This is a genomic window from Streptomyces antnestii, assembly GCF_004005495.1.
GTDB lineage: Bacteria > Actinomycetota > Actinomycetes > Streptomycetales > Streptomycetaceae > Streptomyces > Streptomyces antnestii.
Genome location: NZ_RZYA01000002.1, coordinates 532,358 through 557,207, shown reverse-complemented (window position 1 = coordinate 557,207; position 24,850 = coordinate 532,358). Strand labels below are relative to the sequence as shown.

21 protein-coding genes are annotated in these 24,850 nt (G+C 70.3%); 15 read left to right on the top strand and 6 right to left on the bottom strand.

Annotated elements, in window-relative coordinates; translation table 11 throughout:
* Positions 1-21: 21 nt before the first annotated feature.
* From EOT10_RS07280 to EOT10_RS07265, 4 genes are all read left to right on the top strand, one after another.
* The gene (locus EOT10_RS07280; protein WP_127827212.1) at positions 22-786 is read left to right on the top strand and encodes a crotonase/enoyl-CoA hydratase family protein; all 765 of its coding nucleotides are present in this window, start codon (positions 22-24) and stop codon (positions 784-786) included.
* Between the two features lie 185 nt (positions 787-971).
* A complete protein-coding gene (locus tag EOT10_RS07275) occupies positions 972-2,093 on the top strand; it encodes a CaiB/BaiF CoA transferase family protein (protein WP_223280853.1) in 1,122 nt (373 codons plus the stop codon).
* A complete protein-coding gene (locus EOT10_RS07270; protein ID WP_127827210.1) occupies positions 2,090-3,799 on the top strand; it encodes a class I adenylate-forming enzyme family protein in 1,710 nt (569 codons plus the stop codon). The genes EOT10_RS07275 and EOT10_RS07270 overlap by 4 nt, the downstream gene beginning before the upstream one ends.
* Positions 3,796-4,836 carry an LLM class F420-dependent oxidoreductase gene (locus EOT10_RS07265; protein ID WP_127827209.1) on the top strand — a complete coding sequence of 347 codons (1,041 nt, stop codon included), beginning with the start codon at positions 3,796-3,798 and terminating at the stop codon, positions 4,834-4,836. The genes EOT10_RS07270 and EOT10_RS07265 overlap by 4 nt, the downstream gene beginning before the upstream one ends.
* Positions 4,837-4,957: 121 nt before the next feature.
* On the opposite strand, the gene EOT10_RS07260 is transcribed toward EOT10_RS07265, so the two are convergent.
* A complete protein-coding gene (locus EOT10_RS07260) occupies positions 4,958-5,509 on the bottom strand; it encodes a GlcG/HbpS family heme-binding protein (protein ID WP_127827208.1) in 552 nt (183 codons plus the stop codon).
* 532 nt (positions 5,510-6,041) lie between these two features.
* On the opposite strand from EOT10_RS07260, the gene EOT10_RS07250 reads away from it, so the two are divergent.
* The 4 genes from EOT10_RS07250 (at position 6,042) to EOT10_RS07235 (ending at position 11,534) form a co-directional block, all read left to right on the top strand.
* Entirely contained in the window at positions 6,042-6,332 is a 291-nt protein-coding gene (locus EOT10_RS07250; protein WP_223280852.1) for a hypothetical protein, read from the top strand.
* A 297-nt stretch (positions 6,333-6,629) separates the two neighbouring features.
* Entirely contained in the window at positions 6,630-8,864 is a 2,235-nt protein-coding gene (locus EOT10_RS07245; RefSeq protein WP_127827363.1) for a peptidoglycan recognition protein family protein, read from the top strand.
* Between the two features lie 133 nt (positions 8,865-8,997).
* Positions 8,998-9,909 carry a bifunctional helix-turn-helix transcriptional regulator/GNAT family N-acetyltransferase gene (locus tag EOT10_RS07240; RefSeq protein ID WP_127827205.1) on the top strand — a complete coding sequence of 304 codons (912 nt, stop codon included), beginning with the start codon at positions 8,998-9,000 and terminating at the stop codon, positions 9,907-9,909.
* 140 nt (positions 9,910-10,049) lie between these two features.
* Positions 10,050-11,534 carry an aldehyde dehydrogenase family protein gene (locus EOT10_RS07235; RefSeq protein WP_127827204.1) on the top strand — a complete coding sequence of 495 codons (1,485 nt, stop codon included), beginning with the start codon at positions 10,050-10,052 and terminating at the stop codon, positions 11,532-11,534.
* A gap of 95 nt (positions 11,535-11,629) precedes the next feature.
* Here the strand turns inward: EOT10_RS07235 and EOT10_RS07230 are convergent, their stop codons facing one another.
* Together EOT10_RS07230 and phnA are read right to left on the bottom strand one after the other, a co-directional pair.
* Positions 11,630-12,937 (bottom strand): MFS transporter, encoded by a 1,308-nt coding sequence (locus EOT10_RS07230; RefSeq protein WP_127827203.1) that lies wholly within the window; start codon positions 12,935-12,937, stop codon positions 11,630-11,632.
* A 171-nt stretch (positions 12,938-13,108) separates the two neighbouring features.
* Positions 13,109-14,365, bottom strand: a complete 1,257-nt coding sequence (gene phnA, locus EOT10_RS07225; protein ID WP_127827202.1) for a phosphonoacetate hydrolase — start codon at positions 14,363-14,365, stop codon at positions 13,109-13,111.
* Positions 14,366-14,563: 198 nt separating this feature from the next.
* On the opposite strand from phnA, the gene EOT10_RS07220 reads away from it, so the two are divergent.
* Positions 14,564-15,499, top strand: coding sequence for a LysR family transcriptional regulator (locus EOT10_RS07220; protein WP_127827201.1), 936 nt, complete (start codon positions 14,564-14,566; stop codon positions 15,497-15,499).
* 67 nt (positions 15,500-15,566) lie between these two features.
* Here EOT10_RS07220 and EOT10_RS07215 read toward each other — a convergent pair whose 3' ends face one another.
* The 3 genes from EOT10_RS07215 to EOT10_RS07205 all read right to left on the bottom strand — a co-directional run bounded on the left by EOT10_RS07215 (position 15,567) and on the right by EOT10_RS07205 (position 18,213).
* A complete protein-coding gene (locus EOT10_RS07215; RefSeq protein ID WP_127827200.1) occupies positions 15,567-16,343 on the bottom strand; it encodes an SDR family oxidoreductase in 777 nt (258 codons plus the stop codon).
* Positions 16,344-16,483: 140 nt separating this feature from the next.
* A complete protein-coding gene (locus EOT10_RS07210) occupies positions 16,484-16,690 on the bottom strand; it encodes a DUF5988 family protein (protein ID WP_127827199.1) in 207 nt (68 codons plus the stop codon).
* Between the two features lie 89 nt (positions 16,691-16,779).
* On the bottom strand, positions 16,780-18,213 hold the full coding sequence (locus EOT10_RS07205; protein WP_223280851.1) for an aspartate ammonia-lyase: 1,434 nt from the start codon (positions 18,211-18,213) through the stop codon (positions 16,780-16,782).
* Between the two features lie 232 nt (positions 18,214-18,445).
* On the opposite strand from EOT10_RS07205, the gene EOT10_RS07200 reads away from it, so the two are divergent.
* From EOT10_RS07200 to EOT10_RS07175, 6 genes are all read left to right on the top strand, one after another.
* On the top strand, positions 18,446-20,011 hold the full coding sequence (locus EOT10_RS07200) for a purine-cytosine permease family protein (RefSeq protein ID WP_127827197.1): 1,566 nt from the start codon (positions 18,446-18,448) through the stop codon (positions 20,009-20,011).
* Positions 20,012-20,056: 45 nt separating this feature from the next.
* A complete protein-coding gene (locus tag EOT10_RS07195) occupies positions 20,057-20,989 on the top strand; it encodes a LysR family transcriptional regulator (RefSeq protein WP_127827196.1) in 933 nt (310 codons plus the stop codon).
* Between the two features lie 165 nt (positions 20,990-21,154).
* Entirely contained in the window at positions 21,155-22,441 is a 1,287-nt protein-coding gene (locus EOT10_RS07190) for a flavin-containing monooxygenase (protein ID WP_127827195.1), read from the top strand.
* 18 nt (positions 22,442-22,459) lie between these two features.
* Positions 22,460-22,927: a RidA family protein gene (locus tag EOT10_RS07185; RefSeq protein WP_127827194.1), complete on the top strand. Its 468-nt coding sequence runs from the start codon at positions 22,460-22,462 to the stop codon at positions 22,925-22,927.
* Positions 22,924-23,592 (top strand): DUF1028 domain-containing protein, encoded by a 669-nt coding sequence (locus tag EOT10_RS07180; RefSeq protein ID WP_127827193.1) that lies wholly within the window; start codon positions 22,924-22,926, stop codon positions 23,590-23,592. The genes EOT10_RS07185 and EOT10_RS07180 overlap by 4 nt, the downstream gene beginning before the upstream one ends.
* The gene (locus tag EOT10_RS07175; protein WP_223280850.1) at positions 23,592-24,767 is read left to right on the top strand and encodes a M20 family metallopeptidase; all 1,176 of its coding nucleotides are present in this window, start codon (positions 23,592-23,594) and stop codon (positions 24,765-24,767) included. The genes EOT10_RS07180 and EOT10_RS07175 overlap by 1 nt, the downstream gene beginning before the upstream one ends.
* The last annotated feature ends 83 nt before the right edge of the window (positions 24,768-24,850 follow it).

Sequence of the window (24,850 nt, the reverse complement as noted above, 5' to 3'; positions counted from 1 at the left end):
CCACCTACGGAGCCACCACCCATGTCCGACGCGGTCCGCACCGAGTTCTCCGACGGCGTCGCCGTCATCACGATCAACCGCCCCGAGGCGCGCAACGCCGTCAACCTCAGCGTCTCCGAGGGCATCGCAGCCGCGCTCGACGAGCTGGACGCCCGCGACGACCTCAGTGTCGGGATCCTCACCGGCGCCGGCGGCACGTTCTGCTCCGGCATGGACCTCAAGGCATTCCTCAAGGGCGAACGTCCCAGCATCGAGGGCCGTGGCCTCGGCGGTCTCACCGACGCCCCGCCCCGCAAGCCGCTGATCGCCGCGGTCGAGGGATACGCGCTGGCAGGTGGCTGCGAACTCGCCCTCGCCTGCGACCTGATCGTGGCCGCCGACAACGCCGAGTTCGGCATCCCCGAGGTCAAGCGCGGCCTGGTCGCCGCCGCGGGCGGACTGCTGCGGCTGCCCCAGCGGCTGCCGTACCAGATCGCCATGGAACTGGCCCTGACCGGCGCCTTCCTGGACGCCCGCCGCGCCCACGGCTACGGCCTGGTCAACCGGCTCACCGAGCCCGGCGGCGCGCTCGACGCCGCGCGCGAGCTCGCCGCCGCCATCGCGGCCAACGGACCGCTCGCCGTCCGCGTCACCAAGGAGGTCGTCGTGGGCTCCACCGTCTGGCCCGCCGCCGAGGCCAAGGAGCGCCAAAGGGCCCTGGTGGAACCGGTGTTCGTCTCCGAGGACGCGAAGGAGGGCCCGCGGGCCTTCGCCGAGAAGCGCGCCCCGCGCTGGACGGGCCGCTGATGTCCGCCGCGCCCCAAGGACCGACCGGACCACAAGCGTCGACAGGACCACAAGCGTCGACAGGACCGCAAGCGTCACCAGGACCACAATCATCGACCGAGCCACAAGCGTCGACCGGGCCACAAACACCCGCAGGACCGCAGACACCGGAAGGACCGCAACCACCGGCAGGCCCCCTGTCCGGCGTGCGCGTCGTGGAACTGGGCGGCATCGGGCCCGGCCCGTTCGCGGGGATGGTGCTCTCCGGCCTCGGCGCCGAGGTGATCCGCATCGACCGGCCCGGAGGCCGGATCAGCCCCGCCGACACGATCCTGCTGCGCGGCAGGCGGTCGGTGGCCGTCGATCTCAAGCACCCCGACGGAGTGGCCGCCGTGCTACGCCTGACCGACTCCGCCGACGCCCTCATCGAGGGGTTCCGGCCGGGTGTCACCGAACGCCTCGGCCTAGGACCGGACGAATGCCTGGCCCGCAACTCCCGTCTGGTGTACGGGCGGATGACGGGCTGGGGCCAGGACGGACCGCTGGCCCAGGCCCCCGGCCACGACATCAACTACATCGGCCTCACCGGGGTGCTGCACGCGATCGGCCCCGCCGGCGGCGACCCCGTGCCGCCGCTCAACCTGATCGGCGACTTCGGTGGCGGCGGAATGCTCCTCGCCCTGGGAGTGGTCAGCGCACTCCTGCACGCCCGCGCCACCGGCAGCGGTCAGGTGGTGGACGCCGCCATGACGGACGGCAGCGCCCTGCTGCTCGCCATGACGTACGGGTTCCTCGCCGGCGGACTCTGGTCCGACGAGCGCGGCGTCAACCTCTTCAGCGGCTGCGCGCCCCACTACACCACCTACCGCTGCGCGGACGGCGACCATGTCGCGGTCGGCGCCATCGAGCCGCAGTTCTACGCGGCCCTGGTGCACGGCCTCGGCCTGTCCGACGACCCCGCGTGCGCCACGCAGGGCGCCCCGGGCACCTGGCCCGACGTGCGCCGCCGGTTCGCCGAGGTCTTCGCGACCCGCACCCGCGACGCCTGGGCCGAACACTTCGCGGGCACCCAGGCATGTGTCACCCCCGTGCTCTCCCTCACCGAGGCGGCCACCCACCCGCACAACGCGGCCCGCGGCACCTTCGTCCACGGCGACGGACCGCTGCGCCCCGCCCCCGCACCCCGGTTCTCCGCCACCCCGGCCACCCCGGCCACCACGCCCGGCGCCAGGCCCGAGCAGGGCGAGGACACCCGGAGCGTGCTGGCCGGCGCCGGCCTCACCGAGAGCGAACTCGACAGTCTCACCAGGCGAGGAGTCATCGCATGACCGGAACCGGAACCGGAACCACCCTGACGTTCCCCGCCGTCGACGCCGGAGCCGTCCTCGCCGGCGCCGCGCACCACTTCCCGGACCGCGTCGCCGTACGCGACGGAGCGCAGACCCTCACCTTCGCCGCACTGCACGACCGCGCGCTGCGCTTCGCCCGCGGACTGCGCGAACACGGCATCGCCTCCGGTGACACGGTGTTGCTCCTGGCCCCCAACTGCCTCTGGTTCCCGGTGGCTTACTGGGGAACGCTGTACGCCGGCGCGGTGGTCAGTCCCGCCAACCCGGCGCTGCCGTCCGCGGCGCTCGCCGCCCAGATCGACGACTCGGGGGCCCGCGCGGTCGTCGCCCACCCCGGTTCGCTCTCGTCCGTCCACGGTGTCGACGGACCGGGCCCGCGCCTCACCGTCGTCGTACCCGCGGACCAGGACGCTTCGCCCGCGCCCGAGGGCCGGACCGTGGTGGCGGCCGAGTCCCTGCTCGGGTACGGCGTCGCGGAGCGGACCACGCGCCACCCCGACGATCTGGCGCACCTCGCGTACACGGGCGGCACGACCGGCCGCTCCAAGGCGGTGCGGGTCCTCCATCGCAACCTGGTCGCCAATGTGGCGCAGGTCAGCTGGGTCCGCGCGGCCTCCCGTACGGTGCTCGCCGACGGAGTGCTCGGCGTCGAGCAGGACAAGGAACGGGCCACCCCGTGGCATCGGCCGCCCGGCAGCGGGGTCACCCTCGCGGTGGCGCCGCTCTTCCACGCGCTGGGCCTTGCCAGCCTGGTGGCCAACACGCTGGTCGGTACGACCACGGTGCTGTCCTCCCGTTTCCACCCCGAACGCTTCCTCGCCGACGTGGACGAGCACCAGGTCTCCCTCCTCAACGGCTCCCCCACCATGTACCGGGCGCTGTTGGCCTCACCGGCCGCCACCGGGCGACGCCTCGAATCGGTCTCCGTCGTCAACTCCGGTGCCGCGCCCATCGATCCGGAGACCTGGCGGCGCCTGGCCGAACTGTTTCCCAACGCGCGCATCACCGAGGGGTACGGCCTCACCGAGGCGACCGTGGCGCTGGTCCTGCACCCCCTGGATCCCGACGTGGGCATCCCGGCCGGCTCCGTCGGCCTGCCCCTGCCGGACACCGAACTGTCCATCCGTGATCTGACCGACCTGGAACGCGAGGTGCCGGCCGGTGAGTCCGGTGAGGTGTGGGCCCGCGGCCCGCAGATCACCGACGGGTACCACGGCCGGGCCGACCTGACAGCCGATCAGTTCCGGGACGGCTGGCTGCGCACCGGCGACATCGGCCACGTGGACGACCGCGGCCACCTGTTCCTCTCCGGCCGCGCGAAGGACATGCTGATCTACAAGGGGTACAACGTGTACCCCCTGCACCTGGAGGACGTCCTCGCCGGTCATCCCGCCGTCGCCGCCGCGTCGGTGATCGGCGTGCCGCACCGGGACGCGGGCGAGATCCCGGCCGCCTACGTCGTGCCACGCGACGGCGCGACGGCGACGGCCGAGGAACTGATGGCGTACGTGGCCGAGCGGGTCGCCCCCTATCAGCGGGTGCGCGAACTGCACTTCGTCCCGGCCCTCCCCGTGTCCGCGGCGGGCAAGATCCTCAAGACCGAACTGCGGTCACAGCACGCGAAGTTCGCCCCGAAGACGGCGGCGACCGAGGCACAGCCGAAGGCAACGGGAGGGATCCGATGAGGATCGGCATGATGCTGAGCTACAGCGGTGGTTTCAAGGAGACCGTCGACGTGCTCGGCGACTACGAGAAGGCCGGCCTCGACATCGTGTTCGTGCCGGAGGCCTACTCCTACGACGCCATCAGCCAGCTCGGCTTCATCGCGGCGCGTACCGAGCGTCTGGAGATCGCCTCCGGCATCCTGCAGATCTACACCCGCACTCCGAGCCTCACCGCGATGACCGCGGCCGGCCTGGACTACGTCTCCGACGGCCGGTTCACCCTCGGCATCGGCACGTCCGGGCCTCAGGTGATCGAAGGGTTCCACGGAGTCCCGTACGACGCTCCGCTGGCCAGGACCCGCGAGGTCATCGACATCTGCCGACAGGTGTGGCGCCGCGAGAAGGTGGTCCACGACGGCCGTCACTACCAGATCCCGCTCCCCGCCGAGCGAGGCACGGGCCTCGGCAAGGCGCTCAAGCTCATCAACCATCCCGTACGCGACCGTGTGCCGGTCATCCTCGCCGCGCTCGGGCCGAAGAACGTGGCGATGGCCGCCGAGATCGCCGAGGGCTGGCTGCCGCTCTTCTTCCACCCGGGAAAGGCGGGCGAGGTGTGGGGGCAGGCCCTGGCAGAGGGCGCGGCCAGGCGCGATCCGGCGCTCGGGCCGCTGGACGTCGTGGCCCAGGCACCCCTGGCGATCGGCGAGGACGTCGAGGACCTCGTCGACCTGGCCCGACCGCAGACCGCTCTCTACATCGGCGGCATGGGCGCACGCGGCCGCAACTTTTACCACAACCTCGTGTGCCGTTACGGCTACGAGGCCGAGGCCGCCGCGATCCAGGACCTGTATCTGGCCGGCCGGAAGGAGGAGGCCGCGGCCGCGGTCCCCTCCGACCTCCTGCGCAACCTCTCGCTGATCGGCCCCGCCTCCTACGTCGCGGAGCGGGTCGAGGCCTATCGGGCGGCCGGGGTCACCACGCTCAAGGTCAACCCGGTGTCCCCGGACCCGGCACGCCGCCTGAGGGACCTGGAACGGGTGAAGGCCATGGCGTCCTGAGGCGCTGCGGGGCGCAGGGGTGTATTCGGGTCGGCGGTCCCTGGAGACGTGTGGCTGACACGGCTCCGGCGGCACCGGCTGAGGAGCCTGGTGTCGCCGGAGACCGAGCTGTGGACCGGGGTCAGTTGAGGGCGGCCACGCCGGCCTGGGCGAACTTCTCGTCCAGGTCGCCGGAGGGCGCACCCGCGACACCGACGCCGGCGATCGGCGCGTTCTTGGCGGTGACCGGGGCGCCGCCCGCGAGGAACAGGGTGCCCGGGATGTCCTTCAGGGTCGGCGCGTTCGTGAGGCGCTTGGCCAGCTCGGACGTCGGCGCGTTCCAGGACACCGCGGTGAACGCCTTGCGCACGGCGGACTCGTAGGACTGGGGGCCCGCGCCGTCGCCGCGGAGCGTCACGATGGTGTTGCCGTTGCGGTCCACGACGGCCACGGAGATGTGCTGGCCCTCCGCCTCGGCGGCGTCCAGGGCGGCCTGCGCGGCCTTGGACGCGGCGTCGATGGTCAGGTGCGTGGACGTCGTGGTGGTGTCGCCCTTGACGTCGGCGGCCGGGGCGGCCGCCACGTCGGCCGGGGCCGACGCGTTCGCGGTCATCGCGCCGAACGTGCCGGCGGCGACGACTGCGACGGCGGCACCACCGATGGCGATGCGAGCGCGACGGGAAAGCTTCTTCATCGGGATCAGGACTCCTGGAAACGGGGGACGTTCGCGTTCTTGCGCTCACCATCCTCACCGCGTGCGTGCTTCCCGGTGTCAACCGATCGGTTGAACCTTCGGGCCCGGATCCGGGTGACGATGAGAGGTCCGCCGGGGCTCAGAGTCCGGGCTGGTCGGGCTGGTCGGGCTGGTCGGGCTGGTCGGGCTGGTCGGGCTGGTCGGGCGGCGGCGAGTTCCCCGGAACGGGACGCGATCGACACGGCGCAACGTACAACACCGGAACGCCCAGGTCATTTCGCGTTCCGGCACGGCACGAATTCGCCCACCCGCCGCAACGCACGGAACAACATCGGCCAATCGGCGCAGACATCCCCGGCAATGCGAAGGCCCCATCCCGGCCAAATGCCCCTGACGGGATGAAAACTCCTGGCGGACCGCGCCCTCCGAGGTCTGGCACTCGTCTCGGTCACCTTGGATGATCGGGGTGCAGTGGCCGCGCCGGATGAAGAGGAATTTGCATCCCGGTGCCCGGACGGAGCGGGAGGGGCCCATGGAATGGGTCGTCGGAACAGGAATGCTCGCGGGCTTGCTCCTCATCGCCTCAGGCACCGCCTCGATGCGCACCGGCTGGGTGCCGCCCTGGGCGCGCCGCCGTGTCACCCGGCCCTCGCTCTACGGACTGGGCGCAGTGCTGGTGGGAGTGCCCTGCGTGGTCCAAGGGCTCTTCTACTTCCGCATCCTGGCGAGCCCGTCCTGGGAGGTCCGATTCGTCGCGCAGAACGCGTTGATGTTCTCCGGTCTGATCCTTATCGGAGTCGGCCAGATGCGACGTAGAAGCTGAACTCCCCACTGCCTTCTCACCAACTTTTTACCAACTCCGGAACAACCCCACCGCCCGGTCGCCCTCGGTCGTCAAAAGCCGGCCAATTCCCGGGATCACCCACCTTCGTGACGCGAAGCGAGGTCCGTCACTGCACTCCGTGACGCTGTGACACTTCCAGGCCTGGCCGCGCTGTGTGAGTGGGCCATCCCTGTGACGGATGTGCCTCAAGTGACATTCGTATGTGGCCATATCGGCCTTCTATTGGGGTGGATCTTCTTGAGTCGTCGTACCTCGCGTGCATACAGACCGCTGAGCCTGAAACGCCGGGCGTGGATCACGATCGGCGCGGTGGTCCTCGGGGGTGGGGGTGTGGTGACCTACGCCGTGGCCAGCCCTTCGCAGGATCCCGGAGCGGCGGGCCGGGCCAAGCGGCCGGTGAAGGTCTACGACCTCGCGCTGAAGGGCACCACGAGTGCCAAACGTGAGCTGCCGCGCACGCAGACCAGGCAGTTCTCGATGCTCGGCGTCTCCTGGACCGGGGCGACCGAGCGGCTGCACGGCACGGCCCAGGTGCGCACCCGCAGCCTGGACACCGGCGCGTGGACCGCCTGGAAGGACCTGGAAGCCGACGTCGACCCGTTGGAGGACCCCAAGGGCGGCGCCGACATGCGCGGCGCGTCCGAGCCGCTGTGGGTGGGCCCCTCCGACGGCGTCCAGGTCCAGGTCGTCCACAAGAACGGCTCCACCAGCTCGGGCCTGCCCAAGGGCCTCCAGGTCAACCTGGTCGACCCGGGCGTGGCGACCGACGCCGAGACGAAGATGAAGACCGCCGCGTACGTCGAGCAGGCCACCGTCGACAGCGCCTCGCCCTCCGACTCCGCGTCTCCGAGCGACACCGCCGGCGTCGGCGGCACACCGACGGACACGGCGCCGGTCTCCCCGAGCGACTCCCCCGTCACCTCCGCGCCCGCGTCACCGACGGACTCGGCCAGCCCGACCGCGTCGGCCACCACCCCCACCGCTCCCCCGTCCACCGTGCCCAAGCCGCCGATGACCACGCGCGCGGGCTGGGGCGCCGACGAGTCGCTCAGCCCGGACCCGTCGGAGTACAACGCCGACGTGAAGGCCGTCTTCGTCCACCACAGTGACGGGACGAACGACTACTCCTGCGCCGACTCCGCGTCGATCGTGCGGGGCATCTACGCGTACCACACGCAGACCAACGGCTGGAACGACATCGGCTACAACTTCCTGGTCGACAAGTGCGGCACGATCTTCGAGGGCCGCAAGGGCGGGGTCGACCTGCCGGTGCTCGGCGCGCACACCTACGGCTGGAACCGGGAGGCCGCGGGCATCGCGGTGCTCGGTGACTACACCACCACCGGCGCGACCAATGCCGCACTGACCTCCGTCGCCCGGATCGCGGCCTGGAAGCTCGGCCAGTACAACGCCGACCCGGCCTCGACCGTGAAGCTCACCGCCGGAGCGACGCAGACGAACTACTTCGGCACCAGTTTCACCGCGGGCAGCCAGTACACGTTCAACCGGGTCTCCGCCCACCGCGACGGCTACAACACCCAGTGCCCGGGCAACTCGCTCTACACCCAGCTGCCGACGATCCGCGCCTGGGCGTCCGGTCCGGTGCAGGGCCTGAAGGTCACCTCGCTGTCCGGCGCCGGTCTGTCCGGGGCGACGTACTACACCAAGGGCGCCATCACGGCGAAGTGGTCGACGACGACGCCGGGTTCGCTGATCTCCAAGTTCGAGCTGCTGGTGGACGGCAAGGCCGTCGCGAGCGCCTCGGGTACGGCCACCTCGGTCGGCACGACGCTCCCGCTGGGCACCCACACGGTCGCCGTGCGGGCCGTGCACCAGTCCGGCAAGGCCACGACGTCCGACGCCGTGAACGTCGTGGCGGAGACGACCGCGCCCACCTTCACCACCGCGCCGAACGTCTCCCTGCGCAGCGGCACCGTCAACACCACAGCCGTCCCGGTCACCCTCGGCTGGAAGGCGACCGACAACACCGCGTTGAAGTCGGTGAACCTGCTGACCCCGACGACGGGCACCTTCGGCCCGACGACGACCAGCTCCAGCCGCACCGCCGCGTCCGGCACCGCGAGCACCTGGTCGATGCGGGCGGACGACTACGCGGGCAACACCCGGACGTCCTCCGCCGCCTTCACTCCGGTGATCCTTCAGGAGACGTCGGCCACCAAGTCCGGTACCTGGACGGCCCGTTCCTCCTCCAGCTACCTCGGCGGCAAGTCGTACTCCAGCGGCTCCAAGGGCGCGAGCCTCACGTGGACGTTCACGGGCCGCTCCGCCTCGTGGGTGGTCTCGCGGGCGTCGACGTCCGGGCAGGCGTACGTCTACGTCGACGGCGTCAAGGTCAGCACCGTCGACCTGAAGTCGACCAGCACCCTGTACCGCCAGGCCGTCTGGACCAAGACGTGGTCCAGTAGCGCCAAGCACACGGTGAAGATCGTTGTGGTCGGCACGACCGGCCGCCCGACGGTCACGACGGACGGGCTCGTCTACATCAAGTAGCGCACTCCCGTACCGCACTCCCGTACCGCACTGACGCATCGGCCTTCGCGATCGGACCTGGGCGACCAGGTCCAAGTGACCGCGAAGGCCGATGCCGTTTACGCGACCGGCATTACCTGACTAAGGTCAGAGAATGACGACGGAGCAAGTAGAGCAGGTGCGGCGCTTCAATCGGACGGTCGCCGAGCGCGTCGGAGTGCTGCACGACCACTATCTGGGCGGCGCGCGCCCGTACGGGCAGGCCCGGCTGCTCTGGCAGATCGGCGACGAGGGCACGCACGACGTCCGCGGCGTACGGGCCCGGCTCGGCCTCGACTCCGGTTATGTGAGCCGGCTGCTGCGAGCGCTGGAGCGCGACGGCCTCGTCGCCGTCGAGCCCCACCCCGAGGACCGGCGGGTACGCACCGTGCGGCTGACCGAGGCCGGGCGGGCCGAGCGCGCCCTTCTGGACGACCGCAGCGACGCGCTGGCCGCATCGCTCCTGGATCCGCTCGATGCCCGGCAGCGGGACCGGCTGACCGCGGCCATGGCGGAGGTCGAGCGCCTGCTGACCGCGTCGGTGGTCACGGTGGAAGTGCTCGACCCCGACCACCCGGACGCCGCGCTCTGCCTGCGGGCCTACGCGGCCGAACTCCAAGAGCTCTTCGACACCGGCTTCGACCCCGCGAACAGCCTGCTGCCCGACCCGGGCGAACTGCGGGCGCCGCGCGGCCTGTTCCTCGTCGCCCGGCTGCACGGCGACCCGGTGGGCTGCGCCGGCCTCAAGCTGCCGACGGGAGCGCCCGCGGAGATCAAACGGCTGTGGGTCTCCCCCGGCACCCGAGGGCTCGGCCTGGCCAGGCGCCTCCTGACCGAACTGGAGGAGCGCGCCGCCCGGCACGGCGTCGAGCTGCTGCGACTCGACACCAACAAGGCCCTCGAAGCGGCCACCCGCCTCTACCGCAGCAGCGGCTACACCGAGGTCCCCGCCTTCAACGACGAGCCCTACGCCGACCATTGGTTCGAGAAGCGGCTCACCCAGGAAAATCGAACTCGCCCGCAGTGACCAGGGCCAGGGCGGGCCACGTGCGTGGTGCCACATAGCCGGGCCCTATCGCCCTCATTGGCTGATCGCCCGTTGTTCATGTGCTGTGCGGCGGGCGAGGGTGGCGGTATCCGATCCGTACGGCGGCGAAGGAGCACGGCATGGCTGTGGCACCAGGCGAGTTCCGGTTCGAGGTGGCGGGCCACCTGCGCGAGAACTTCATCGGCGGGCAGTGGTGCCCGGCGCAGTCCGGGCAGCGGCGCACTGATCTCAACCCGGCCGATCTGAGCGATGTGATCGGCGAGTTCGCCGAATCCGGCGGAGCCGACGTCGACCTGGCCGTCGACTCCGCCCGCCGTGCGCTCGACGGGTGGCGCGATCTCGGGCCGATCAAGCGAGCGGCATATCTGACCGAGGCGCTGCGCATCCTCGGGGAGCGGTCGGAGGAGCTCGCGTACGCGATCACGCGTGAGCAGGGCAAGCTGCTGAAGGAAGCCCGTGGCGAGGTTCAACGGGCGTGTGCGGTACTGGAGTTCACCACCGGGCAGGCGCGCCGCCTTGGCGGTGTGACGGCGCCCGCGGAGGAGCCCCGGACGTTCGCGTACACGTTCCGCAGGCCGATCGGTGTCGTCGGCCTCGTCTCTCCGTGGAACTTCCCGCTGGCGATCCCGATGTGGAAGGTCGCACCCGCCCTGCTCGCCGGATGCACCGCCGTCCTCAAGCCGTCGCCGCTGACCCCGCTGACCTCCGCGCTGCTCGTGGACGTGTTCCGTGCGGCGGGGGTGCCCGACGGGGTGCTCAACCTCATCCAGGGTGACGCGGCGGCCGGTGAGGCGCTCGTCGCCAACCCCGCCGTCGCCGGCATCAGCTTCACCGGTTCGCTCCCCATCGGCACCGCCATCCACACGGGCGGCGCGCACCGGCTGCTGCGCACCCAGCTCGAACTCGGCGGGAAGAACGCCGTGCTCGTCTGCGACGACGCCGACCTCGACAAGGCCGTCGACGCCGTCGTGCACGGCGCGTTCGGGCAGGCCGGACAGCGGTGTTCGGCGACCAGCCGGGCCGTCGTGGACGTCCGGGTGCGCGACGAGTTCCTGGAGCGCCTGGTGGCCCGGGTGGCCGGGCTGCGGGTCGGGCCCGGCTTCGACCCGGCGTCCGAACTGTGCCCGGTCGTCAACACGGACCGTCTCGACGCGGCGCTCGCCGCGATCGCGGGCGCGCAGAACGACGGCGGCAAGGTGCTGTGCGGAGGAAAGCGCGAGGAGCGTCCGGACCTGCCGGAGGGATGTTACGTCCAGCCCACCGTCGTCCGTGACGTTCCGTGGGACAGCGATCTCGCGCAGGAGGAGGTGTTCGGCCCGGTCCTCGCCGTCGTCGACGCGGACGGCTTCGACGACGCGATGCGCATCGCCAACTCCGTCAAGTACGGCATGTCCGGGACCATTTTCACGGCCTCTCAGAGCCGCGCCTTCGAGGCGCTCGACCGCTTCGAGGCGGGCATGCTCCACGTCAACCGGCCGGGCGTGGGAGCGTACGCGCACCTGCCGCACATCGGCGCCAAGGCCAGCCAGTACGGGCCGCCGGAGTGCTCGCCGGAGGTCTTCGACTTCTACACGGAATGGCGTTCGGCCTGCATCTCGTACTGATCGGCTACCTCGTACTGATCGGCACGGAGGCTGACGAAGGGCCCGGCGCTCGCAAGCGCCGGGCCCTTCGCCAACTTCTCTCTTACTGAGGTGCGCTACGCGAGAGCTGCGGCGCGCGGACGGCGGTTCCAGTGCGGGATCATGATCACGCCGGCGAGTGCCGCGGCCCCGGCGAACAGGCCGAACAGGGCCGTTCCGCTGAGGAATCCGGGCAGCAGTCCGCCGAGGATGGCGCCGATGGAGCCGCAGCCGTTGACCAGGCCGGCCGCGGTGCCCGCCCCTTCGGCCGTACCGAAGTCGACGGCGGCGACACACGAGATCATCGAGTCGGCGGCGTACACCGTCAGACCGATCGCGCCGAGCACGCCGATCATCACCAGCGCGCTACCGGCAGCCGTCAGGGGCATGAACAGGGCGAGGATCACGCTCAGCAGCCCCAGCGAGATGACGCAGGCGGGCACGCGCCGGGACTTGAACAGCCGGTCGGACACCCAGCCGACGACGATCGGCGCGAGCACGCCCGCCACGCCGAACGCGATCGGGATGAGCGTCGCCCCCACCTTGTCGACCTGGGGCAGGCGCTGGCTCACCAGGACCGGACCCCACAGCAGGATCGCGTAGCGGGCCGGCTTGAGCAGGAAGTACGCGGCGCCGAGCGTCATCACCATCGGGTCGCGCAGGGTCTTGCGGTAGAGGGCGAGCGCGCGCTGCGGCTCGACGGGCTCGGCCGTCTTCGCCTCCGTGGACTCCTCGTGCGGCGCGTTGCGCTGGAAGATCACGAACAGCACGAGGATCACGGCGAGCGTCGCCGCGCCCGCGAAGAACGCGACATGCCAGCTGTCGAAGAGGTCGTACGCGATCCAGCCGAGGAACGGCGGCGCCGCGAGGCCGCCGAACGCGTAGTTGGTCGACCAGATGCCCAGGATGCGGCCGCGCTGCTCCAGCGGGAAGAACGCCCCCATGTTCTTGCACAGGGGCGCCCATCCCGCCGACTGGGCGAGCCCCTGGATCACCATCGCGCCGCCGAAGACCAGCAGCGCGCTGGAGAATCCCATCACGCAGGCCGCGCCCATCGCGCCGATCATCCCGCCGATGACGACGACCCGCGGCCCGAACCGGTCGGCCCACGCACCCCACAGGAACTGGCCTGCGGCGTACGCCGCGAGGTAGATGGCGTCGACGACGCCGAGGACGCGTTCGGTGAGGGTGGAGGAGACGAGCGGATCGTCGAGGATGCCGAGTTTGGCGACGGAGAACGCCTGCCGCACGAAGTAGAAGCCCGCGTACGCGATCCAGGTGACGACGAAGATCTGCCAGCGCAGCCTCGGGTTCACCAGATACGGATGGACGGTGCGCTGGGCCTCTCTGGTGGGGACGGGTGGTGGTGCTGGATTCTCGGCCATGGCGATGGATCCTGTCTCGTCGTCGGGGGGATGAGCGGAACCGGGTACGACAACGGCCCCGGCGCACGCCTCGGCGGCGCGCCGGGGCCGGAACTGTGGGTTGGCCTTGCGGGTGCGGTGAGTTGAAGGGGTGAGGGCCGGCTGGCTCTTACGGTGAGGGTCGGGTGGCTGCTACTTGGTGAGCGGCTTCTCGGCCGCGAGGTGGCAGCCGATCCAGTACGCGTCGAAGTTGCGCAGCCGGTGTCCGGCGGGCAGCTCGACGCCTCGGTTCACGAGCACCGGGACACGCTGCTCGGTGAGGCCGCCGTGCGAGCGCAGCGGCTCGGTGAACCCGGAGATGTCGTGACGGGCGGGGGTGGTCCCGAGGGCGGTGTTGCGCTCGGCGATGACGACCAGGTCACCGATCCGGTCGGCCGGCAGCTCGAACCGCTCACTGGCCTCCTCGCGGGTCAGCACCGTGTCCACGCCGTCGACGCCCGCGAGTTCGGAGAGGAGCGCGGACCGGTCCGCGCCGGCCGGCAGATGCACGGTCGCGTACGAGCCGAGCGCACCGTGGTGCACGGTGTACGGGTCGGTGATCGGCAGGATGACCCGGCTGGCGCCCGGCCCGGTCCGCTCGTCGAACCAGTCCTGGAGGAAGACGACCTGTGCGTCACCTGCGGCGTCCGACTTGGCGTTCATACCGTGGTCGGCGGTCACGACGAGGATCGCCCCGAGCGCGTCGATGCGCGCGAAGTAGCGGTCGAGCATCGCGTAGAAGCGGTTGGCGACGGGCGAGCCGGGAGCGTGCTTGTGCTGGATGTAGTCGGTGAGCGACAGGTACATCAGGTCGGGGCGGTCGCGTTCGAGGACGTCGCAGCCCGCCGCCATCACGAGTTCGCTGAGTTCGGCGCTGTAGACGGACGGCAGCTCGAAGCCGGTCGACTCGAGGACTTTCTCGATACCGTTCTCCGCGATGCTGAGCTGGTCGGCCTTCTCGGCGGAGAAGCAGATACCGCCCTCGGCGAGCCCGCTGCCGAGCAGCCTCCGCAGTTTGTCCTTGGCGGTGATGACCGCGACCTTGGCGCCGGCCTGCGAGAACGCGGCGAACACGGTGGGCGCGCGCAGGAGTTCGGGCGCGTTCATCATGACTTCTTCGCCGGTGGCCGGGTCGAAGAAGTAGTTGCCGCAGATGCCGTGCACAGCGGGCGGGACACCCGTGGCGATGGAGAGGTTGTTGGGATTGGTGAACGACGGCATCGTGCACTCGCCGCGCAGATCGGCGCCGCGCGCGAGCATCGCCTCCGTGAACGGCATCAGCCCGTCCGCGATGGCCCGCTCGTGGTACGCGTCCTCACTGCCGTCGATGCAGACGACCACGACGGGGCGGCCGGGGCGGGGATACGAACGCCCGTTGACGGTGAGCGGGGCGCCGGCGACAGGATTCATTGAACGTCCACCTCTGCAGGTCGTGTTGCGAGTTCCGTGGCGACCGAAGGTCTCCGCTGTCATGGGTACACCGGCCGCGAGGGGGCACAGAAGCCCGAAACTCGCTATGGCCGCCATAACCGCAGGGGGTTGCGGCAGGTCAGGTGTGCGTTACGCTCGCCCGACCCAAGATCGAGCCGGCTTCACGCAGGAGGGCCCGTGGAACTCAACCTGCACCGCCTGTGCATCTTCCTGAAGGTGGTGGAGCACCAGGGTTTCTCCGCCGCCGCCCACGAGCTGTACATGAGCCAGCCTTCGGTCTCGAACCAGGTCCGGCGCCTGGAGCAGTCGTTGAACGTCACCCTCGTCGACCGCTCGGGGGCCCGCACCCGGCCGACGGCCGAGGGCGAGGTCCTGGCCGAGTACGCGAAGCGCATCTTCCTGCTCGCCGACGAGGCGGTCGCGGCGGTCCAGCAGGTGTCCTCGCTGGAGAAGGGCCGTCTGATGGTCGGCGGCTCGACGACCGTGGGTACGTATCTGCTGCCCACGCTCCTGGCCCGTTTCCAGGAGCGTTACCCGGGGGTCGAGTGCGACGTGTTCGTCGGCAACAACCGGGTGGTGGCGGAGCGTCTGCTCGCCGGCGACATAGGCATAGCGGTGGTGGCGGGCGGCCCCGCGGAGCCGCAGCTGCTCGTCGAACCGGTCCTGGAGGAGCGCCTCGTCCTGGTCGCCCGTGCGAGCCATCCGCTGGCGGGCGTCGCCGCGCCCCTGGCCCCGGGGGCGCTCTCGGGTGAACGCTTCCTGATGCGCGAGCCCGGCTCCCACACCCGTTCCGAGCAGGAGCGCGTCCTGGAGGAGTGGGGCCTCGCGGGGCAGGCCACGCGTTCCGACGTGTGGGGCCCGGAGGCCGTGAAACAGTGCGTGGCGGCGGGCCTGGGGGTGGCCCTCATCTCGGAGCACGCGATCGTCGACGACGTCCAGCAGGCGGGCTCCCTGGCCGTCCTCCCGGTCCACCCGTCGCCCCAGCCCCGCCACATCTCCCTGGTCCGCCGCCGCGACCGTCTCCTGTCGCCGGCGGAGCAGGCCTTCGTACGTCTCCTGCGGTCACCGGACGGTCGGTGGGCGCGGGAGCTGACGGAAGAGGGCCGGGCGTGAATCCGCGTCGGCCCTCGTCCCCTTGAGGTGCAGTCACCTTCAGGTGCGGGTCACCTTCAGGTGGAGGTCACCAGACGCCGTCGCCGCGCAGGACGGCGTCCGCGCCGCCGTCGACGAAGACGACCTGACCGGTGACGTGGGTGTTCTCGGGCGAGGTGAGCCACGCGATCAGCGGGGCGATCTGCTCGGGACGCGCGTGCCCGGCCAGCGGCATCGGCACGCTCCGCTCGACGAGCCCCCGCATCTCCGGGTCCTCCAGCAGGGGCTCGGTCATGGGCGTGAGGATCACGCCGGGGCCGACGGCGTTGAGCGGGATGCCGGCACCGGCCCAGTCGTCGGTGATCGCGCGGCGGCGGATCCAGCGGGAGACGGCGGCCTTGGAGGAGGAGTAGACGAGGTGGCCCTCACCTCGGTCGACGGCCTCCTGGGATGCTGCCACCGCCGCCGGCTCGTCATCGGCGAGCGCCGCGTCGACGATCACGGGGTCGGTGGGGTGCACGGAGTCGATCGAGCCGATGACCAGGGCCCGCGGGTCGGTGCCGGCGGCGAGGAGCGGGCGCAGGCCGTCGAGGGTGGCGACGGCGCCGAAGTGGTTGACCTTGATGGTGAGCGCGTCGAACTGTGCGATGCCCGCACAGGCGACGACGGCGTCGAGGCGGCCGCCGGTCAGGCCACGGGCCTGGGTGACGAGGTCGGCCCGCCCTTCGGCGGTGGACAGGTCGACGCAGATGTCACTGTCCTTGAGGTCGGCGCCGATGACGGTGTGCCCCTGCTCCCGCAGGAGGGCCGTGGTGGCCTTGCCGATGCCGGAGGCCGCTCCGGTGACGAGGTAGGTACGGGACATGGTCTGCTCCCTTACGGACTGCATGGCGGGCCCTCCGGCAGGCGGTCGGACGGTGCGACGAACCTAGGCCGGGCCGGCGCGGGCCGGGAGTGCAGTTTCCCGGTGAGTGGGACAACTGTGAAGCCCGCGCCCCGACTTGCCTAGCCGGGCAGTTCGGTGCGCTCCCACCATTCGTAGACGGGCAGCAGGCCTTGCCCTGTCTCCTCCTCACGCGGGGTGGCCCTGAAGTGTTCGAATCCCCCGCGGAAGGGGATCTTGATGTCCTCCCCGGGCGTGGAGAGGGGGACGATCCGCTCGGGGAGATCGTCGGGGCCGCCCTGGAGAACTGCTTTCGTCGCGTCGCTCATGCGTAAATCTTCGTCGCAGGAGCAACCGACCTCCGCCATGACGCGCCGACGCGCCCGCCACGATCCTGCGATGCGGGCACGTCGAAAGCTCAGTCCATGGCCTCTTCCCCGACGGCGGCCGTCGCCTTCACTCCCGCCAGCCGCTCCGGGTCGAGGAGTTCGTCCAGGCGTGCCTCGTCGAGCGTGCCGGTGCGCAGGACCAGTGACCGGACGTCGCCCTCACCGGACAGGGCCGCCTTTGCGATCGCGCTCGCCTCGGCGTATCCGAGGTGCGGAAGCAGGGCGGTGACCACGCCGACGCTGTGTGCGCTCACCTGCTCCAGGTGCGCCGCGTTCACCTCGATGTCGCGCACGCACAGGCGGGCCAACGTGTCGAACGCCCGGGCCATCCAGTCCATGCTCTGCAACAGCCCGTGACACATGATCGGTTCGAAGGCGTTGAGCTGGAGCTGGCCGGCCTCCGCGGCCATCGTGATCGTCACGTCGTTCCCGACCACCCAGAACGCCACCTGGTTGACCACCTCGGGGACGACCGGATTCACCTTGCCGGGCATGATGCTCGAACCCGCCTGACGCGGAGGCAGGCGCAGCTCCCCCAGGCCTGCCTGCGGGCCGGACGACAGGAGCCGCAGGTCGTTGCAGATCTTGGAGACCTTCACCGCGGTCCGCTTCAGCACCCCCGAGAGCTGGACGAAGACCCCTGTGTCGGCGGTCGCTTCCACGAGGTCACCCGCGGTCTGCAGGGGCATCCCGGTGATCTCCCGGAGGTGGCGCAGGACCACGGAGGCGTAGCGCGGGTCGGCCGTGATGCCGGTGCCGATGGCGGTGGCACCCAGGTTGATCTCGCTGAGCAGGCCGCGTGAGTCGAGGATGCGGGCCTGTTCCTCGGCGAGAGTCGCCGCCCAGGCCGAGAACTCCTGACCGACCGTCATCGGCACCGCGTCCTGGAGCTGGGTGCGGCCCACCTTCGGCACGGCACGGAACTCCTCGCCCTTGGCGGCGAACGCCTCCGACAGGGTGCGGACGGCGCCGGCGAGGTTGTCGAGGCCGTGCAGGAGCGCGATCTTGACCGCGGTCGGGTAGACGTCGTTGGTGCTCTGGCTGGCGTTGACGTGGTCGTTGGGGTGGATCTCGGCGTGGTCGCCGGGCTGCAGGCCGAGGACCTGGAGGGCGCGGTTGGCGATCACTTCGTTGGCGTTCATGTTCGTCGAGGTGCCGGCCCCGCCCTGGACCACGTCGACGACGAACTGGTCGTCGAGCAGGCCCTTGATGACCTCACCGCAGGCACTCTCGATCGCACCGAGGCGACGCTCGTCGAGCAGGCCGAGCTCGGCGTTGGCCCGGGCGGCGGCCAGCTTCACCGAGCCGAGAGCCGCGACCAGTTCGCGGTGCCGCGCGATCGACGTACCGCTGATGGGGAAGTTCTCCAGGGCCCGTGAGGTGTGGACGCCCCACAACGCGTCCGCCGGAATCGCGCGCTCTCCGAGGAAGTCCTGCTCACGTCGGGTCTGGTCCGTGTTCACGTGTGCGCACCGCGTCTTTCGAGTCGACCTGCTGGCATCTGCCCGACTCAGTGCACCACTCGCACAGCCATCTGCCCAATAGATGTTTCTGTGGAGAGCCATCGATTCACGTGATGATGCACCCTCGGCCCGGTCCGGCCCGGTCGGGCTCGCCCCGGCATCGCCAGAATCGATGCAGTACCCCGATTAATGCGATCCGGTCGGAGCTGTTCAGGGCGGAGCATGTCCACCTATGGTTTCGGCACCAGCAATTGGTGCTACGGCCAGTAACGCGCCGCTCTCCGAATTCTCTTCACTTCCGGACAGTGCATTCGCGCCCGCTGGCATGGAATTTGGCAGCCGCCAAGAGAGGCCGGAAGCGATGGCAGCAGATGAGGCGCTGAAGCTTGAGAAGCGCTCGATCGATTTCGTTCCTCATGCGGAACGTCACGGCAAGGTCAGCGGGCTTTTTCTGATCTGGTTCACCGTCAACTCCAATGTGCTGACCATCGCCACCGGGGCGGTCGCCGTGGCCATGGGCCTGCCTCTGGTCTGGGCGGTCGTCGCGGCTGTCGTGGGGCACTGCGTCGGCGCGGTCTTCATGGCGCTCCACTCGGCGCAGGGCCCCATCCTCGGCATTCCGCAGATGATCCAGAGCCGCGCACAGTTCGGCTATTTCGGCGCGATGATGCCGCTCGTCCTGGTCGTGGCCATGTATATCGGCTACATCGCGAGTGGAGGCGTCCTCACGGGGAACGCGCTCGCCGATCTGACCGGCTGGAACGTCGACTTCTGTATCGTCCTGGCGAACGCCGTCGGGGCACTGATCGCGATATTCGGCTATCAGGTCCTCAAGGCATGGATCAATGTGCTTTCGTGGGTGATGGCGGTCGTCCTCCTCGTCCTCACGATCGGCTTCTTCGTCCGTAACGACGTGAGCGGGTCGACGCACCACGGCCAGTTCAGCTGGGGGATCTTCCTCCTCGCCGTGACGCTGTCCGCGACCTGGCAGCTGACATACGCCCCGTACGTCGCGGACTACAGCCGTTATCTGCCGGCGAACACCTCGGTGCGGGCCTCTTTCTGGTGGACGTATCTCGGCACCGTCGTCTGCTCGATCTGGATGTTCTCCTTCGGCGCCGCGCTCGCGGCTGCCGCCCCGAAGGCGTTCGGCGGCGGATCCGTCACGTTCATCACCGAACAGGCGGGCTTCGCGCCGTGGCTGTTCCTGGCGATCATCATGCTGAGCAACATTCCCGCTCTCGCGATCTCCATCTACGGCGCTTTCATGTCCGTCGTGACGATCACCGGAGTGTTCCGCGCCACCCGGACCGTCTCGTCGGCCGGACGGATCGCCACCATCCTGGGCATCTCCACGCTCAGCACGCTGATCGCCATTCTCGGCCGAGGTGATTTCCTCGACAACCTCATGAATTTCATCGTGCTGCTTTCGGTCATCCTCATCCCGTGGACGGCGATCAATCTCGTCGACTTCTATTTCATCAGGAAAGAGAAGTACGACCTCGACGCCATGTACGATCCGCGAGGCCGTTACCGGGGAACGGACTGGCGCGCCATGACGGCCTACGTGGCAGGCGTCCTCGTAGAGCTCCCGTTCGTGAGCACCGTTTTCTACACCGGCCCCATGGTCAAGCTCCTTGGCGGAGCCGACATTTCCTGGATCATCGGCCTGTTCGTGGCCTCCGCGGCCTTCTACGTGCTGATGAAGCGCTACCCCGTCCGTCATGGCTTCGCGCCGGTTCCGGACGACGCGGCGGACGGCACGCACGACCAGGAAGCAGCAACTGTCGGCGTGTGACGCCGAAGTCATCGCCTCGGGGAGAGGCGTGGGGAGAAGGATTCAGTGGCGCAGTACACGCTCCGGCAGTTGGAGTACTTCATCGCCGCCGCGGAGGCAGGGACCCTCACCGGTGCGGCACAACAGATCCACCTGTCGCAGTCGGCGCTGTCGAACGCGCTCGTGGAACTGGAGCGTGGGCTCGGGGTCCAGCTGTTCCTGCGGCACCACGCCAAGGGCGTCACCCTCACCACGGCCGGTGAGCAGATCTTCGTGGCGGGCCGGCAGCTGCTGAAACAGGCGGCGGAGCTGGCCGAGGAGGCACACGGTCTGGGCTCGGAGGTGTCCGGCACGCTTCATCTGGCCTGCTTCGGCGTGCTGGCTCCCTACATCCTTCCCGACCTTCTCGCGGAAGCGGCCGCGCGGCTGCCGGGGCTGACGATCACCACGAGCGAGGTGGATCTCGCCGAGCTCGTCGAGGGCGTCGTCAGTGGCCGTTTCGAGCTGGCCATCGGTTACGACCTCACCGCCGACCCACGCCTGGAGAAGGAGCTTCTGCACTCGCTGAGTCCCTATGCCCTCTTCCCTCACGATCACCCGCTGGCCGGGCGCGGCAAGGTGGCTCTCGCGGAACTGCGGGACGAGCCGATGGCGTTGCTGGACCTGCCGCACAGCCGCGACTACTTCGCCGACATGTTCCACTCGCTCGGCATCCAGCCGACGGTGCGGTTCCGGTCCACCAGTGCGGAGACCTGTCGGGCCATCGTGGCCAGGGGACTCGCGTACACGCTGCTGAACGCGAAGCCGCAGGGGGTCGGGAAGGACGAGGCGCGGAGGGTCGTCGCCGTCGATGTCGCCGACGACGCGCCCCCGCTCGACGTGGCCCTCATCAAGGCGGCCGCGGTGCGTCCCACCCGGCGGATGGCGGAGGTGCAGAGCCTCGTCCGCGATCTGCTGCGGAAGGGGGCGATCCGGTCGATGTTCGAGGCCGGACAGTGACCTCCCCCCTCGGGCTGCGGCCTCCCCTGAGGCCCGTATCGAAAAAACAGAACCAGAACAACAACAACATCTATTGGACAGAACTTCGGGCACGCCCGAGGATTTCTCTTGCGGCCACAGTCCACTCCGTACCCGAGTCGGACCGCCGCCTGAGTGGAGGTTGAAATGTCGAGCGAAGAGACCGAAGTGGTCGTCGTCGGGGCAGGTCAGGCCGGCGTCGCGATGAGTGAGCACCTGGGAGCCTCCGGTGTGCCGCACATCGTCCTGGAGCGGAGCCGGATCGCCGAGCGCTGGCGCTCGGAGCGGTGGGACTCCCTGGTCGCGAACGGGCCCGCGTGGCACGACCGCTTCCCCGGCCTCGAGTTCTCCGACGTCGCCCCCGACGCCTTCGCCTCAAAGGAGCAGGTCGCCGACTACTTCGAGGCGTACGCCGAGAAGATCGACGCCCCGATCCGGACCGGCGTCGAGGTCACCTCCGTGGAACGGCACGCCAACCGCCCCGGATTCCGGGTGGAGACCTCCGAGGGCGTCATCAACGCGCGGTACGTCGTCGCCGCGACCGGGCCGTTCCAGAAGCCCGTGATCCCGCCCATCCTGCCGGCCGACGCCGTGCCCGTGCAGATCCACTCCAGCGCCTACCGCAACCCCGAGCAGCTGCCCGAGGGCGCCGTTCTCGTGATCGGCGCCGGTTCCTCCGGTGTCCAGATCGCCGACGAGCTGCGCCGCTCCGGCCGCCGCGTCTTCCTCTCCGTGGGTCCCCACGACCGCCCGCCGCGCGAGTACCGCGGCCGCGACTTCTGCTGGTGGCTCGGGGTTCTCGGCCGCTGGGACGCGGAGACGCCGCCGCAGGGTGCCGAGCACGTGACGATCGCGGTCAGCGGCGCCCGCGGTGGCCACACCGTCGACTTCCGCGCCCTGGCCGGCACGGGCGTCGAGCTGGTCGGCATGACGGCGTCCTACGAGGACGGTGTGCTGCGCTTCGCGACGGACCTCGGCGCGAACATCGCCGCCGGCGACGCCAAGTACCTCGAACTCCTCCGGGCCGCCGACGAGTACGTCGAGCGCAACGGGATCGACCTTCCCGAGGAGCCCGAGGCCCACGTCATCGGACCGGACCCGCAGTGCGTGACCGATCCGCTGCTTGAGCTCGACCTGGCGGAGGCGGGCGTCACGTCGATCGTCTGGGCGACGGGTTTCGCCGCCGACTACAGCTGGCTCAAGGCCGACACGTTCGACGAGCGGGGCCGGCCGGTCCAGCGCCGCGGCGTCTCCTCCGAGCCCGGTGTCTACTTCCTGGGCCTGCCGTGGCTGTCCCGCCGTGGATCGAGTTTCATCTGGGGTGTCTGGCACGACGCGCGGTACGTCGCCGACCACATCGGGATCCAGCGGTCCTACCTCTCGTACGACTCGACCGCCCGGACCGACGCGGCGCCGGCCGCCCCGCAGAACTGAAGGACTGAGGAACAGACGATGACTTCCACCAGCACGGGCCGCGAGGTGCCGGCCCCGATCGTCGCCGGCGGGCACACCCGGATCCGGCCGTTCAACACCAGCGTCACGTACCCCGAGCAGAACCTCGACAACGACCTGTGCCAGGCCGTCGTCGCTGGTAACACCGTCTACGTGCGGGGCCAGATCGGGCAGAACCTCGACACCAGCGAGTCCGTCGGCATCGGGGACGTGGAGGCCCAGACGGAGCAGGCGATGGCCAACATCGACATGCTCCTGAAGGAGTCCGGTGCCCGCATGGAGCACCTGGTCAAGCTGACGATCTACATCATCGACCCGCGCTACCGCGAGACCGTCTACCGCACCATCGGCCGCTGGACCAAGGGCGTGCACCCGATCTCCACCGGAATCGTGGTCTCCGCGCTCGCCCGGCCCGAGTGGCTGGTCGAGGTCGACGCGATCGCCGTCATTCCGGAGGGTGAGAAGTGACGTTCTCTGTGCTGGCCACCGACGGCAAGGGCGCCGTCGGGATGGCCGTGACCTCGTCGAGCCCGGCGGTCGCCGCCCGCTGCGTCCACCTGCGGGCGGGCGTGGGCGGTGCGTCGTCGCAGAACATCACCGACCCGCGCCTCGGCCCCGCGCTCCTGGACGCGCTGGAGACCGGCATCGGCGCGCGCGGTGCGCTGGACGCCGTGGTGCAGGGCCGCGACCTGATCGAGTACCGCCAGCTCACCGTCCTCGAACTGAACGGCGACGGCGCCGCGTTCTCCGGCACCAAGACGCTCGGCGAGCACCGCGACCGCGTCGGCGCACACGTCGTCGCGGCGGGGAACATGCTGGCCTCCCCCGAGGTCGTCGACGCGATCGTCGAGGCCTTCGAGGGCTCGGCGGGCGAGCTGGAGGAGCGACTGATGGCCGCCCTCGAAGCCGGCCTCGAGGCCGGTGGCGAGGCGGGTCCCGTGCACTCCGCCGGGCTCTCCGTCGTCCGTGAAGTCCCGTGGCGCGAGACCGACTTGCGGGTCGACTGGAGCGAGGCGCCCCTCGCCGAGCTGCGCTCCCTCCTGGACGTCTGGCTGCCCCAGCGCGACGACTACGTGGCCCGCGGGCTCAACCCGGCCGCCGCGCCGTCGTACGGCGTCCCCGGAGACGAGTGATGGCCGCCGACGACATGACCGGGCGGGACGCATCCGTCGAGGCGACGAAGGAGAGTGCCGCCCGCACGGTCGCCTCGGACGCCGAACGGCTCATCCGGCTGTCGGAGCAGCTCCACGCCCATCCGGAGACGGCATGGGAGGAACACCGCTCGGCACGCTGGGTGGCCGAGTCCCTGGAAGAGGCGGGCTTCACGGTCCAGCCGGCGTACCTCGGGCTCGACACCGCGTTCCTCGCGACGTTCGGCAGCGGCCCGTTCCGGCTCGGGCTCTGCGCCGAGTACGACGCGCTGCCCGGCCTCGGCCACGCCTGCGGACACAATCTGATCTCGGCGATCACCGTCGGCGCGGCGCGGGCCCTGGCCCCGCTGGCCGATGCCGCCGGGCTCACGATCGAGGTCTACGGCACCCCGGCCGAGGAGGGCGGCGGCGGCAAGATCGAGCTGCTCGAGCGCGGGGCGTTCGCCGGGCTCGACCTGGCGATGATGGCGCATCCCGCCCCTGTCGACGTGGCGGAGGCGGAGCCGTTCGCGGTGTCGCACTCGCACGTGTCGTACCAGGGCAAGGCGGCCCACGCGGCCGCCTACCCGGAGCAGGGTGTCAACGCGGCCGATGCCTTCACCGTCGCGCAGGTGGCGATCGGTCTGCTGCGCCAGCAGTTGCCGCCCACGGTGCGGGTCCACGGTGTGATGACCAACGGTGGAGAGGCGCCGAACGCCATTCCCGCCCGCACCGAGGGACGTTGGTACGTGCGGGCGGCCAGCCTGGACCAGCTCACCGAGACCGAGGACAAGGTCTGGCGCTGCTTCGAGGCGGGCGCGCTGGCCACCGGCGCCTCCCTCGACATCCAGCCGGAGAGCAAGCCCTACGCCGAATTCCGCACGTACCAGCCGGCGTTGAACGCCTACGTGCGGAACGCGGAGCACCTGGGCCGGGTCTTCGACCGGAACTCGCCGGCGCGGGACATGAACCGCGCGTCCACCGACATGGGCAACGTGTCCCAGGTGGTGAACGCGATTCATCCCTACGTGGGCATCGGGTCCCTTCCGGCGTTGAACCATCAGCCCGAGTTCGCCGCCCACTGTGTCGGCGGCGACGCCGAGAAGGCTCTCCTGGACGCGGCCACCGCGCTCGCCTGGACGGCCCTGGACGTCGCGGCGGTCAGCGGCACCGACTGAGTGGTCCGGGCCGAGCGCTTTCGGCCGGGTGTTTCGCCGAGTGTTTTCGTCCGGCACGGCACGAGCAGCGTGACATGGCTGCG

Coding starts and splice junctions, on each gene's coding strand:
- EOT10_RS07280 (WP_127827212.1), top strand. CDS start 22: ATGTCCGACGCGGTCCGCACCGAGTTCTCCGACGGCGTCGCCGTCATC.
- EOT10_RS07270 (WP_127827210.1), top strand. CDS start 2,090: ATGACCGGAACCGGAACCGGAACCACCCTGACGTTCCCCGCCGTCGAC.
- EOT10_RS07265 (WP_127827209.1), top strand. CDS start 3,796: ATGAGGATCGGCATGATGCTGAGCTACAGCGGTGGTTTCAAGGAGACC.
- EOT10_RS07260 (WP_127827208.1), bottom strand. CDS start 5,509: ATGAAGAAGCTTTCCCGTCGCGCTCGCATCGCCATCGGTGGTGCCGCC.
- EOT10_RS07250 (WP_223280852.1), top strand. CDS start 6,042: ATGGAATGGGTCGTCGGAACAGGAATGCTCGCGGGCTTGCTCCTCATC.
- EOT10_RS07240 (WP_127827205.1), top strand. CDS start 8,998: ATGACGACGGAGCAAGTAGAGCAGGTGCGGCGCTTCAATCGGACGGTC.
- EOT10_RS07235 (WP_127827204.1), top strand. CDS start 10,050: ATGGCTGTGGCACCAGGCGAGTTCCGGTTCGAGGTGGCGGGCCACCTG.
- EOT10_RS07230 (WP_127827203.1), bottom strand. CDS start 12,937: ATGGCCGAGAATCCAGCACCACCACCCGTCCCCACCAGAGAGGCCCAG.
- phnA (WP_127827202.1), bottom strand. CDS start 14,365: ATGAATCCTGTCGCCGGCGCCCCGCTCACCGTCAACGGGCGTTCGTAT.
- EOT10_RS07215 (WP_127827200.1), bottom strand. CDS start 16,343: ATGTCCCGTACCTACCTCGTCACCGGAGCGGCCTCCGGCATCGGCAAG.
- EOT10_RS07210 (WP_127827199.1), bottom strand. CDS start 16,690: ATGAGCGACGCGACGAAAGCAGTTCTCCAGGGCGGCCCCGACGATCTC.
- EOT10_RS07200 (WP_127827197.1), top strand. CDS start 18,446: ATGGTTTCGGCACCAGCAATTGGTGCTACGGCCAGTAACGCGCCGCTC.
- EOT10_RS07190 (WP_127827195.1), top strand. CDS start 21,155: ATGTCGAGCGAAGAGACCGAAGTGGTCGTCGTCGGGGCAGGTCAGGCC.
- EOT10_RS07185 (WP_127827194.1), top strand. CDS start 22,460: ATGACTTCCACCAGCACGGGCCGCGAGGTGCCGGCCCCGATCGTCGCC.
- EOT10_RS07175 (WP_223280850.1), top strand. CDS start 23,592: ATGGCCGCCGACGACATGACCGGGCGGGACGCATCCGTCGAGGCGACG.